This window comes from Bacillus sp. HY001 (assembly GCF_007558965.1).
Classification (GTDB): Bacteria; Bacillota; Bacilli; order Bacillales; family Bacillaceae_G; genus Bacillus_A; species Bacillus_A mobilis.
Window position 1 is genome coordinate 28,024 of the sequence record NZ_VLTE01000165.1, and the last position, 12,349, is coordinate 40,372.

General features: G+C 33.0%; 12 protein-coding genes. All 12 read right to left on the bottom strand.

What is annotated here, in order from left to right; genetic code table 11:
• Positions 1-199: 199 nt before the first annotated feature.
• A complete protein-coding gene (locus FOT98_RS29780; protein ID WP_063260619.1) occupies positions 200-1,999 on the bottom strand; it encodes an ABC transporter ATP-binding protein in 1,800 nt (599 codons plus the stop codon).
• Between the two features lie 11 nt (positions 2,000-2,010).
• A complete protein-coding gene (locus FOT98_RS29785; protein ID WP_063260618.1) occupies positions 2,011-3,198 on the bottom strand; it encodes a nucleotidyltransferase domain-containing protein in 1,188 nt (395 codons plus the stop codon).
• A gap of 1 nt (position 3,199) precedes the next feature.
• Positions 3,200-3,673 carry a lasso peptide biosynthesis B2 protein gene (locus tag FOT98_RS29790; RefSeq protein WP_063260617.1) on the bottom strand — a complete coding sequence of 158 codons (474 nt, stop codon included), beginning with the start codon at positions 3,671-3,673 and terminating at the stop codon, positions 3,200-3,202.
• A 36-nt stretch (positions 3,674-3,709) separates the two neighbouring features.
• Positions 3,710-4,018, bottom strand: a complete 309-nt coding sequence (locus FOT98_RS29795) for a lasso peptide biosynthesis PqqD family chaperone (protein ID WP_063260616.1) — start codon at positions 4,016-4,018, stop codon at positions 3,710-3,712.
• Positions 3,981-4,952, bottom strand: coding sequence for an aldolase (locus FOT98_RS29800; RefSeq protein ID WP_063260615.1), 972 nt, complete (start codon positions 4,950-4,952; stop codon positions 3,981-3,983). The genes FOT98_RS29795 and FOT98_RS29800 overlap by 38 nt, the downstream gene beginning before the upstream one ends.
• Before the next feature lie 79 nt (positions 4,953-5,031).
• A complete protein-coding gene (locus FOT98_RS29805; RefSeq protein ID WP_120450774.1) occupies positions 5,032-5,157 on the bottom strand; it encodes a paeninodin family lasso peptide in 126 nt (41 codons plus the stop codon).
• A 20-nt stretch (positions 5,158-5,177) separates the two neighbouring features.
• Positions 5,178-7,109, bottom strand: coding sequence for a lasso peptide isopeptide bond-forming cyclase (locus FOT98_RS29810; RefSeq protein ID WP_063260614.1), 1,932 nt, complete (start codon positions 7,107-7,109; stop codon positions 5,178-5,180).
• Between the two features lie 278 nt (positions 7,110-7,387).
• Positions 7,388-8,551, bottom strand: coding sequence for an aminotransferase class I/II-fold pyridoxal phosphate-dependent enzyme (locus tag FOT98_RS29815; RefSeq protein WP_063260613.1), 1,164 nt, complete (start codon positions 8,549-8,551; stop codon positions 7,388-7,390).
• A 30-nt stretch (positions 8,552-8,581) separates the two neighbouring features.
• Positions 8,582-9,277, bottom strand: a complete 696-nt coding sequence (locus FOT98_RS29820) for an HAD family hydrolase (RefSeq protein WP_063260612.1) — start codon at positions 9,275-9,277, stop codon at positions 8,582-8,584.
• 1 nt (position 9,278) lies between these two features.
• On the bottom strand, positions 9,279-10,256 hold the full coding sequence (locus FOT98_RS29825) for an ATP-grasp domain-containing protein (protein ID WP_063260611.1): 978 nt from the start codon (positions 10,254-10,256) through the stop codon (positions 9,279-9,281).
• Entirely contained in the window at positions 10,243-10,848 is a 606-nt protein-coding gene (locus tag FOT98_RS29830) for a sugar transferase (protein ID WP_132131270.1), read from the bottom strand. Before FOT98_RS29830 ends, FOT98_RS29825 begins: the two co-directional genes overlap by 14 nt.
• Before the next feature lie 281 nt (positions 10,849-11,129).
• Entirely contained in the window at positions 11,130-12,206 is a 1,077-nt protein-coding gene (locus FOT98_RS29835) for an acyltransferase family protein (protein ID WP_063260609.1), read from the bottom strand.
• Between the last annotated feature and the right edge of the window lie 143 nt (positions 12,207-12,349).

Consider the following 12,349-nt stretch of genomic DNA (forward strand, 5'->3'; position numbering starts at 1 on the left):
GTTCAATACACGGTACTTGTTATATCCATAATATACCACTTGGTATTATTCATTGCAAGGTACTCATTTATATTCACTCCAAAAATGTAGAAAACGCACAAATAAAAGCCTGAATAATGTCCTGTTAAAACTGGCCATCACTCAGGCTTTTATTCGATTCGAACTGTATGAATACAAAAATTCATTCACTCTTTCCCCTCTAAGAACCAACTTCCATCTGTGACCCTAATAAATTTCGAAAAACACCTTTCCTCTCTTTAGCCAATTGATTAAATTCACCTATTTGGACAATTTCACCTTTTCCTAAGACAATAACTTGATCTGCGTTACGTATAGTAGATAAACGATGTGCAATAACAACGATAGTCATTGTTCCTTTCAATTTTTCTATTGCTGATTGGATTTTCACTTCATTTTCAGTATCTAATGCACTCGTAGCTTCATCTAATACTAAAATCGATGGCTTTCTTAAAATAGCCCGAGCTAGTACAAGTCGCTGACGTTCACCACCTGAAAGCCTCACCCCGCGATCTCCAATCAATGTATCAAGCCCATTTGGAAGCGTTTGTACAAATTCAGCAGCGGCCGCAAATTTTAATGCAGACCAAATTTGTTCTTCACTTGCATTTGGCTCAATCATTAATAAATTTTCTCTTATGCTTGCATTAAATAAGAAAGGATCTTGTGGTACATAACTAATTGCCCGCCTTAATGACAATAAATTATCAGTTGTAAGTGGAGTACCATCTATTAACACTTGACCTTTTTCTGGCTGGATTAATCCCATTAATACATCAATTAATGTACTTTTTCCTGCACCAGAATGCCCCACAATGGCCGTCATACTATTTATTGGAATTTGTACATTAATATTTTGAAGTGCGTATAAAAATTCTTGCTTATTATAGCGAAAGTGAACATCCTTACACTCAATACCTTGTTCAATACCAATCGGCTTTATATGTTTTTGCTGATGTATATCCTGCATTTCAATCGCTTCCTTACATTCCTTTTGCAGCTCCCATAATGACTTAAAAGCAGGAATACTTGCAGCTAGTTGTTCAAGATTGGACTGAATTGTCATAAATCGTGGCCAAAGTCTCGAAAAGATAAGTATGATTAATAATAATTGGGCCGGTTGAGCTTTGAATATACTTACCGATAATAATATAAAAAATGCAATTAATATAGCCATTGAAACTTTATAAAACAATTGCGAGTTCGATCTTATTCTCATATACTCCATTTGCTCATTACTCATTTTTGTAGTTATAGATTGTAACCAGTCTAAACGTGATGCTTCCAAAGTATTACTCTTTATATCTTTAATTCCATTAAACTGATCTGTTATACCAGAAAGATAGTCTCTTGCCAATTCTGAGGTCTTACTGCCTAGTATTCGTGCTTTTTTTATAAAAACACGAGAAGCTACCAAAAATAATAAGCCAAAGACCAAAACAAATATCGTTATTTGGGGAGATAATAAAAACGCAATCCCCACCTGTATAAATGTAAACAGAACAGCAGCTAACAATTGTAAAATTAAATTAACCCCATAACTTACTCGAGCCAATTCTGTAGTTAATATATTTATTAGATTTGTTTTCCTTTTCTCTAAAAAAAAACTCCACTTTGCTTTTAAAATCAAACTATATGTTTCTATTCTTAATTCTCGTACAAAAGCTTGTTGCGTTCTCGCATCCCTTAGCGTTATATTTCTTTGTAGTAAATTTTGACCTAACACTATTAGTATATATATACCTAAAATAGAAACTAGACTTGTTGTTTTAGGAAAATCCTGCAAAAATCTAGAGACAGGTGCAATAAAAGTAGTCTCCTCGCCTATATTCATTATTCCAGTCATACTTATCATAGGAATTAATAAAATAATACCTATCCCTTCAAGTAAACTTATTAAAACCATACCAAATAAATTCACATACAGTATTTTTCCCGCTGAAGAGTATAATTTCTTCATAAAATATATAATATGATTCATCGATGTTCCCCCTATAACAAAGCAAGCTTCTTTGTTTTCCTCCAAAGACATAAGAACGGTCGTAAAGGAAAATATAAAAAATGAAGAAATTTAGGTAACGGTAATGTTTTTGCATCAATTGGATAAGGATAAAGTTGGCTCAAAATAAATATAATTTTTTGCTGATTAGACATCAGTGAAAATAAATGTCTACTATGATAGGAAAGTACTTCTTCAGGAACAGGTTCTGAATGTAAATTTATCATCTTCTTGAAATAAAACAGTGCTTCTTGTGCTAACTGCTTCGACTGTTTTTTAGCTACTAATTCCGTCATCCTTTCATCTAGCCGTACACCTAGCAATTGTGATACCAAAATTAATGCTTGTCCTCCTAAATGAAGCACTTGATATTTTCTCATTAATTTATGAATCTCATTCCAGTTAAGATCTTGACCGACAATTTTTTTTATGTCTACTAACCAACGTAATCTGGACCAACCATGTCTTGCACCATGCGATACAAGAAATAAAAATAAATCTTCCTTCCCTAACATATATACAGAATTACTCGTAAGGGTACTTTTTCTCTTTCGCTTCCAAAGCTCTTCAAACCCAGGTTCCTTACCAGGTCCGGGATTTAACCTCCAATGAATCTCAAGCTTAATCTGCTTTGTTGGATGAAAAAATGTTATATGATGATGCCTCCATTTCCAATCATTTAATATCGTTTGAATATAATCATCTTTTACATACCCCTGTTCTAAAAGTAGCTTTTCTACTTCTTCTAAATTTTGCATTGGTATTAGAACGTCCAAATCACAGGATGTTCGTAAAGAAATATCTCCATATAAGTCTTGAGATAGTACAGGTCCTTTTAGAAAAATCATACAAATCTCATTTTCATTACATAGTTTATTTATTCGTTCCATTTCAGCACTTAAATAAAGCATGTGAAATGTATTTTTTTTATATTTCCTATTCAAGGTTTGTACAACATGGGAAGGAATTAGTTCCTCATCCACCTGCTTAAGTTTTTGATATATCACCGGATAAACACGATGATGCACAGCTTGCTCAAGAAATATCTCCCAATCGATATTCGAAAACCCTTCATTACTGTAAATTTGCATTGTTTCATCATCTTGTGACTTCAAAATTGTAAAAAGAAGTTTCAATTCTTTAGACATGAACTCTACATTAAGACCAAAATCTTTCTCCATTTTATTCTCCTTTAATAGCGTCCTCACTCAGCCTCTTTGCAAATGATCCAACAACAGTAAATTTCTCCATTCCTTCTGATCCAGTAACATAAAAAGAACCGCTCCGTAACCATGCATGTGCAATTAAATCCCCATGACTATCCTTAGCAGTTCCTAAATAAAGAGTACTCTCAATGTGACGTTTTTCGAGCATTTTCATCCCAGCTATAGCTTTAACAAGACACTGACTTTCCCAAAAAGTATAACGGCTCATAATAGAAATAGCTTCAGACACCTTCTTTAGTGTATCCCCATGTGGCTGAATTTGGGCAACTGATGTTTCGTTCATGTAATCCCCTAAAGAAGGTGCAACTTTGGAAAAGGTAATACTTTTTAGTACACGCGCCCACCCTAAAAAAATAAAAGCCTCTAAAAATAAAAGCTTTGTTTCCATGCTCAGCGATAAAAATACCCTTAACCTTTTCACAATATTCATTAATCCCTTCCTAACAGTTCTCTTGAAATTACGAATTTATCTATTGGATTGATCTTTTATTTGAATTAAATCTTCTTGAAACAAACACTCTAAAAAGGAAAGAACTTGCTCTTCACAATCTTTTCGTTCAATTTCATAGTTAGATACTAACATAGTAACAAGCTGATTAATTTTTATCGGCTTTTCAATACGCTCCCATATTTCTCCGCCTATTTCACCTAAGTTATAATAATTTCCTTTTTGGACATTAAACATAACTTTTTCTCCATCCATATCACTTACTATATTACCTTCACTCTGTACAACATTATGTTCTAATGATATGTTTCTCGAATGAACAACCATCAACCATACTCCCTTTCTGTATAGTATTTAGAATAACTTGCACAAGCTCATGAGCTGTAAATTTTGAATCCGGGCGTCTTAATTGAAACATCTCCATTCCACTTGCAACATTAGATGAAGTTTCAAAATGCCATTCCATCAATCCTAATTTAGAAATCAAAGAATTTCTAAAAGTATGTTGGTATAACTTGTACAAGCGTGTGAGACCTTCTATACGGATCATCTCAATATCTTCTCCCTGAGTTTTTACTAATTCAATAACACCTGCAAGAGGTAATGGATCAGGAAAAAATTGAGAATTCACAGGAACAGCATACTTCGTTTCTCTTTCAAACAAAGGGCTAAATTGCGTTACTACCATTCCTAACTCATTTATGCTCTCTTGCCATAATTTTTGTTGTGCATAAGAAGGATGAACTACTGCAGTATTTTTATTCAAAAGAGACACAGCAACTACATCATCACTTAAAAGCTGATATCCTTTATTCAAAAAAGCTGAGGCTAACGTTGATTTTCCAGCTCCTGAATCACCAATTAATGCATACGCTTTCCCGTCTATGGCAATTACACTTCCATGCAATGGGAGTATTTTCCGCTGCATTAAAAGTGCCCCCATACAAGTTCCCAGAATGTATAATCGAATTTTATCTTCTTTCGCCTCTGACATAGGTGAAAAAGTTATTTTCTCGCCCGCTTGGATAGAAAATATTGCAGTTTGAGGAACATGAAACATCACTACATCATCTTCCACTACAATGTTTTTTTGTTGTGATTCGTCATATCTATCCCACCGTTCAGATAAATCAGTTATTTCGATTTGAACATCTGCCATCTCTTTCTTTTCATTTAGCTGAGACAACTCGGGTAATGGGATTTCACTTACTATTTTTAACCCGAAGGCTTTGTATAACACATTTCTCCTCGAATCGATCATCCTATTCCCACCACACTGTCAATTTTTTTGAAAGCTCTTATATAATAAAACTATATAAGAGCTTTATTTGTTCAACAACTTAACTATACTTCACTGGATCATCTGGATCAGGTTGAATTGCGTCAGGAGTTTTATGTCCTGGCCCCGCCATAGTCATATTAATATTAAGTACTTCTAATACAGGTTGTTTCCATTCCTTTTTCATACGTATCACCTCCTTTCATATTATTTTTTTATAAATCGATAGAAGATTAAGCTACGCATTAAAATTCTAAAATCTAAATCAAATGCATATTCTGGTCGAGGTTCTTTACATATTTTTGAGATAGCTTTCTTAATTACCTCTACATTTAGAAATTCAGAGATTATTGGATCTACACTAAGTTCTTGAACTTCCTCAATAAATTCGTTCCAAAATGGAGTCATACGGTAAACACCATCTGCACCTTGAACACCTCGGACGCGTTGATTTAATCGTACTTTATCAGGAAGGAAATTTTTTGTGGCTCTGCGAATAAGAGATCGATCTAAACCATTTTGAACATACTGTTCTTCTGGGACTGACAAACAAAATTGAATAATCCGTAAGTCATTTGTAGGATCACGATCCCATAAAGCATAACGTAACGATAATTTCGTTTCATACGTTCCATTTATGCTCCAATAATATGGTTTTTCAAATTGTTCTCTTTTCATGTCATATGCAGTTGAGATAGAAGTACCTGTTATATCAACATTCTGTTCTTTGAGTCTATCAAAAACATTCATTTTTTTTGCAAATTCTGGATTGATTATTATAGGAAAAACATCTTGTTCCTCTGAAGAAAGTAACTGATGAAAAAACGGAAAAGCTTTTCTTCTTACCACTTCAAAAACACGTGCTTTTTTCACTCCTAGGTTTCTACTATATAAATGTAGTTCACGATAAAAACGAATCCAATGTAATTTTTTTAACAACATTGCCTGGTAATCTAACATCGGCCCCCACGATACTGTCCAATTACCCCTTTGGCCACTAAGGAGTACTCCTATGTCACGCTGAGATGCTTTTTCATAAACTCCACTCAACCAAAAAGTATTCTCAAAAAATTTATATGGCATCTCCATTGTTTCTAGCCAATCATCAATTTCCGATAGTGGGCTTCTCTCCGGCAATTCTAAATAATAATCCTGTATATTCCCTACATGCCCTACAGTTGATTGAATAAAAGGTCTTTCATCAGCTATTCTACCTTTATGTGTCCAATCTTCAAAACCTTCTACTGGAACATAACTAAACGTATGTAATTTTTTATTTTCAGCGCGTAAATCTTTTGCAGCAAAGCTAACAACAGACCCTGAGTCTAGCCCTCCACTCAAATGAGCTCCTACTTCGTGATGTGTTCGTAAACGTGCCTTCACTGCACTTTGATACACCTCTCGAAACGCCTCTTCATACTCTTCATTTGATTTTAAATTAAGCATTTTCCCAGCAGTTGGTATATAGTATCGCGAAAATTCGATTTTTCCATCCTTTACCAAAACAGTGTGTGATGGAGGGACCTGTTCTATATATTTATAGACTGTTAGCTGTGGATCTACTGACTCGAAATTTACAGGTATAGCTAAAAATTCAGCAATCCACTGCTCATTCAATGTTTTTTCAACATATGGTAGAGTAAATAATGGCTTTATGATAGTACAAAAAGCAAATTTATTCTCACTACGATAAAAATAAAGTGTTCGGCTCCCAGAAAAATCTCTAGCTCCGAACAGAATTTGTTTTTTCTCATCCCAAATCATAAAGACAAAATCGCCCACCAAATATTTCGGTGCTGCTTCTCCCCATTTCTCATAAGAGAGCAAAATCAACTCACTATCTGTCATATTTTTTCTATCCGCATAATCTACTTGTAATTTTTCAAACAACTCATCACGGTTATCAATAATAGCATCTGCTGTAATTACCAGTTGTTTTTCATAATTATAGAAGGGTAATTGTTCACCAACTGACTCTGGTGTAATCCATTGTGCGTGACATCCCAGAAAAGCGTTTTCTTTACGCCATATTTGAATATCATCAGCAGGATACTTTTGTAAGTCACTCATTAATCGTGTGCCATGTTCAATTGATACAGGTTCGTTATTAAAGTGAATAATGCCAGTTATAGCGCTCATTTTTCCCTCCTAATATATGAAAAGTTAATACAAATACTATTTATATATTAAATTCGTTAAACATACCTCTTTATCATTCTTTTTAAAGAACAAATTATTTATTTTATTACTTTCTCAATCACATGCTTTAAGTTACTTTCAGTCTAATACACAGATATTTAAAATCTATACCCTTCCCTTTTTTATGTAAATTAAAACTGAACCACCTAAAAAATTCATTATAAAGAACGATTCGTGGTACGTATACAAATCTAATTCCACTTTCACTTACTTTTCTTTTAATTCTTCCATTCTACAGCTTTTAAAATACCTTGAATAACCCTTTGTTGATCTTCTGCTAACATATTAGATCCTGAAGGCAAACAAATTCCACTTTGAAATAGGTACTGCGACACATCTTCATTTTTGCTATGCGGATAATACTTCTTCTCTTTAAAGAGCGATTGTATATGCAATGGCTTCCACATAGGACGCGCTTCAATATTCTCTTCCGCTAAAATTCTCAACACTTTCCCAATAGAGATTCCGGATTCCTTTTCATCAATTGTCAATGTAGTAAGCCAACGATTTGAACGAGCATTTTCTAGTTCAGGCATAAAATAAAATCCTGGCATGAGAGATAGCGCTTCGTAATACCGGTTATATATAGATCTTCTAGCTCTCACCCTGTCTTCTAACACTTCTAATTGTCCTCTTCCAATACCAGCTAATATATTACTCATTCGATAATTATATCCTATCTCACTATGCTCATAATGTGGTGCTGGATCCTTTGCTTGTGTTGCTAAAAACCTCGCTCTTTCTAATGCTTCCACATCATCAGAAACAAGCATTCCACCACCTGAAGTTGTAATAATTTTATTTCCATTAAATGAATAAACCCCAAACTTCCCGAATGTGCCACTTGCTTTTCCTTTATATGTAGAACCTAGAGATTCTGCTGCATCCTCAATTATAGGAACATCATAATGATTGCAAAGCGAAAGAATTTCATCTAACTTAGCACTCTGACCATATAAATGAACAAGAATAACAGCCTTAGGTAATTTCCCTGCTTTATTAGCATCATGCAACGCAAGTGCTAGAGCTTGTGTTGACATATTCCATGTCTCAGGTTCTGAGTCAATAAATACCGGTTCTGCGCCCAAATAAACAATCGGGTTTGCACTCGCTACAAAAGTGAAACTTGAACAAAATACTGTATCGCCCTCTTGAACGTTTAATAATCGTAAAGCTAAATGAATAGCCGCGGTACCTGAACTAACCGCAGCCCCGCCTTTAACTCCTACAAAAGATGCAAGTTCTCTTTCAAATTCATCTACATTTGGGCCAAGAGGGGCAATCCAGTTTGAGTCAAAGGCATCTTTAATATATTTTTGTTCATTTCCGCTCATGTGTGGAGAGGAAAGATAGATTCGGTTTTTGTGTTGAATGGTTTGCATGTAAACACATCCTTTATATATATTTAAATACTATGTATCTAAAAACATATGCTTTAATACAGGTATATCGGTTAATCTCTTTAAATTATCAATTGTGTAATGCGCTTTATAGGCTTGATCAACTTTAAGATTATGATAAATACCATCTTTTCTATTAATATGAACCGTTAACCATTTTAGTTTCTTGGCAGTTATAAAATCCTTACTTATATTATCTCCTATATATACACATTGTTGATGGGGAACCTGTAATTCCCTACTTATTTTTTTATAAGGAATTTCGCTCGGTTTCCAATATTTTTTTCCAAGCTTATCAGTGAGTATTATTGAATGAACTCTCTCTTTTAACTTTAATGCATTTATTTTTCTTTCTTGAGCAACTAAATACCCATCTGAAATTAGTCCTATTTTTACGGAATTGATTAAATTATTTAGTACCCAATCTGCTTCCTCCAATAATTGAATATCTGGTTTATGACACCTATACTGTTCTATCAAATTACCAATCAATTTTTCATCATAATCAATGTTTAACTTTTCAAGTGTTTTATTAAACACTTGCTTTCTTTCACCTGAATTAAATAACCGCATTGCAATATCATAAAATTCGGTCTTTTTATGCTTCTCTTTAATCCAATCATCCACTGCTTTAAAACCACTTACAACATAATCTTTCTCTTTATATAAAGTATCATCCATATCAAAAACAATTGCCTTAATCAACATTTTACATACTCTCCATAAAAACCGCTTCATCGTATCTAAGCATTGTTAAATTTCCTCTCCAATTAAAGTCTTTATCTATAAAGACTTCCCCCTGACACATTTTAATTGTCCAAAGTGGAAAATTCGCTCCAGCTTCTATTGATAGTGGTATTCCTCCTCCAAAACGAGGGTTTATTTCAATAAACGTAATTTGCCCATCCTCCTTTTTAAAACATTGTAAAGTAATACACCCAATAGGATTAGGAAGAGCTTTCATTACAGTTTCTGCTGCTTGGATGATGTCAAAATCTTTCTTGGTCACACCTTTACTTACCTCACCTGCTCGTGTCTCTATACGCAATCTAGGAACGATCGTTTTTATATTCCCATAGAAATCTACCATGACATCTATAGTGTATTCCTCTCCTGAAACGTACTCTTGTATCATAGCGTTAGGTATATACTCCTTAAAAAATTCCAATTCCTTTTCATTCATTATTTTTGTTACACCTTTACTAGAACTGCCATCATAAGGTTTAATTAATAGTGGAAATTGATATTCCTTTCTCTCAATCTCTTCATCACTATACACTCTAGGAGTTGGTATATTATTAGATACAAAAAAGTTATATGTGTATTTTTTGTTATTAGCAATTTTATTTAATTCCATACTAGAAACTAGTACTTTTACACCAATACCTTCAAAAACCTCCGAATTATTAGCCATAAGGGTTAATTCGGTATCAATTAACGGAATTATTAGATTTATCATTTCAGATCTACATATTTTTAACAATTCATTTATATACCCTTCTTCATTTACACGCGGAACAATAAAATGCTTATCACTAAAGTAAATGGTAGGAGCAGTTTCTTTTAAGTCTGCAGTAAAGATTTTCCCTTTGATTCCTACTTGTTCAAATACCTCCTTAAACTTTTTAATTAAAGTGACCCTCCTACCAGAGCTAGTAAACAAAATGTTCATTTTATTCCCTCCCATGCTCGATTCCCCCCTTAAAAACTGGCATAGTCACATGCTTATTATTTGTTATCCCTTCGGATTTTAAAACCTTACTAAAAGTTAGATATAAAATTTTCAAATCTAAAAGAAAATTTTGATTCTCAACATACCATACATCTAATTTAAATTTCTCATCCCATGAGATACTATTTCTTCCATTAATTTGAGCCCATCCAGTGATTCCCGGTCTAACATTATGCCTTTTAGCTTGCTCTTGCGAATATAAAGGCAAATATTCCATTAATAATGGCCGAGGGCCCACCAAACTCAATTGACCTTTTAGTACATTTATTAATTGTGGTAATTCATCTAAACTATATTTCCTAAGGAATTTTCCAAATTTAGTTAATCTATCGTGATCAGATAGCAGCTCGCCATTACTATCTCTAGCATCAGTCATCGTGCGAAACTTATAAAGATAAAAAGGATGTCCATGTATACCTGGACGTTGTTGTTTAAATAGGATAGGTGAGCCTATTTTGAACTTAACTAGGACCGCTACTAAAAGAATGACATGAAAGAAACACAATAATAATAATAAAGAAATAAGTATATCAAAGAGTCTTTTCATTAATAATCATACTCCTTGCTAATATTTTTACGAATGCCATTTTCAACAATAAATATATAAACCAAAAGACATTTGTTACAAACTTATCTCATTTCACTATACATCTTAGAAAAAAATGTAAGCCTTGTATTTTTCAGTTCCCTTTTTTATTTATACATTTAGCTTCCCTTTAATTTATCGTAATTTTTTAATTATTAACTTATTCCATTCACTTATTATTTCATATAAAACAACTACTTCTATTAAATAGACAATTGTCCCATTTATTTCAATGAAAAAAGCTATCCAATCGCTCTTTGATTATTACGTGCAATAAAACTCCTGTTATCAATCATTCGCTCTATAGGTTTATATATAAAATTTATTACATACGATGAGGCAATACATAACGTTATCAACCAAATAAAAATTATGATTGGATATCTAGGTGCAAATATAAGCCCTGGAAAAATTGACATATAAAAAAACATATGAGTCAACCATATGTTTGTCGAATGCGCCCCCAAAAAGGCTAATATATGTTGTATAACACTACTCTTATTCATAAGAATAAAGAAACTAATAAATGCAATAGCGGTAAAAGGAGCGATAATCATAGATTCATAAAAAGCATGTAAAACTATTAACATAATAATCCCTATAGTACAAAGTATATTCTTATAAGGCATGTAATAAAATTTATTATATAGTTTTGAATAAATTTTTTCTTTCGCAAAAATAGTACCCACAATAAATGGAAGTAAAGATGTACCAACCAATACCACGGCATTTACTGACATGCCTAAAATTGTATGATGCCCAACATCCAAAACATTTTTTATACGTTGAATATAGCTCACTAAATATATGATTCCAAAAACCAGTAACAAACTTAATGAATTATATTTCCTCACCAATTTAGTCAATAGCGGTGCTAAAAAGACAAGAATAATATATGTCTGTAAAAACCACCATGCACCATTATATGAAGATGACAGTACAAAGACGTTGAGAAAGAACTTTATTATACCACCTGAGAAAACCTCTGATTTACCCGCAAAAAATCCAACAACAACAAATAGAACAAGCACTATCCAATAGTTCATTAATAATTTTAGAATACGTATACAGTTTCTACTTACATTTAATCTTTGCTCTTTATAAAAAATTATATATAAACCATAACCACTTATAAAACAATATATCGGTACACATGCATCTCCAAATAATGCCAAGTAGTAAACTAGCGGTGTTCCCTTGATTGTTAAAAAATTTTCATACATCCCGTTAACTTCTTTCCTAGCAAACAAGTGAAGTAACAACATGAGTAATATAGCTGCTCCTTTTAACATTTTTGTATCACTTTTTGAAATTTCCATAAAATCAAATCTCCTCCTTTCATATCTGCTGGTTTCTTGTTATGTATTCCATATCAGTTATTTTATTTAAATCGTATATATATAATTTTAGTTGTCGTTATACGGCACTTCTTCCTAAAGTTCTAAAAACTCAGCATAAATAA

Excerpts from the sequence above, each read along its gene's own strand:
- FOT98_RS29780 (WP_063260619.1), bottom strand. The coding sequence starts at position 1,999 with ATGAATCATATTATATATTTTATGAAGAAATTATACTCTTCAGCGGGA.
- FOT98_RS29785 (WP_063260618.1), bottom strand. The coding sequence starts at position 3,198 with ATGGAGAAAGATTTTGGTCTTAATGTAGAGTTCATGTCTAAAGAATTG.
- FOT98_RS29790 (WP_063260617.1), bottom strand. The coding sequence starts at position 3,673 with ATGAATATTGTGAAAAGGTTAAGGGTATTTTTATCGCTGAGCATGGAA.
- FOT98_RS29795 (WP_063260616.1), bottom strand. The coding sequence starts at position 4,018 with ATGGTTGTTCATTCGAGAAACATATCATTAGAACATAATGTTGTACAG.
- FOT98_RS29800 (WP_063260615.1), bottom strand. The coding sequence starts at position 4,952 with ATGATCGATTCGAGGAGAAATGTGTTATACAAAGCCTTCGGGTTAAAA.
- FOT98_RS29805 (WP_120450774.1), bottom strand. The coding sequence starts at position 5,157 with ATGAAAAAGGAATGGAAACAACCTGTATTAGAAGTACTTAATATTAAT.
- FOT98_RS29810 (WP_063260614.1), bottom strand. The coding sequence starts at position 7,109 with ATGAGCGCTATAACTGGCATTATTCACTTTAATAACGAACCTGTATCA.
- FOT98_RS29815 (WP_063260613.1), bottom strand. The coding sequence starts at position 8,551 with ATGCAAACCATTCAACACAAAAACCGAATCTATCTTTCCTCTCCACAC.
- FOT98_RS29820 (WP_063260612.1), bottom strand. The coding sequence starts at position 9,277 with ATGTTGATTAAGGCAATTGTTTTTGATATGGATGATACTTTATATAAA.
- FOT98_RS29825 (WP_063260611.1), bottom strand. The coding sequence starts at position 10,256 with ATGGGAGGGAATAAAATGAACATTTTGTTTACTAGCTCTGGTAGGAGG.
- FOT98_RS29830 (WP_132131270.1), bottom strand. The coding sequence starts at position 10,848 with ATGAAAAGACTCTTTGATATACTTATTTCTTTATTATTATTATTGTGT.
- FOT98_RS29835 (WP_063260609.1), bottom strand. The coding sequence starts at position 12,206 with ATGGAAATTTCAAAAAGTGATACAAAAATGTTAAAAGGAGCAGCTATA.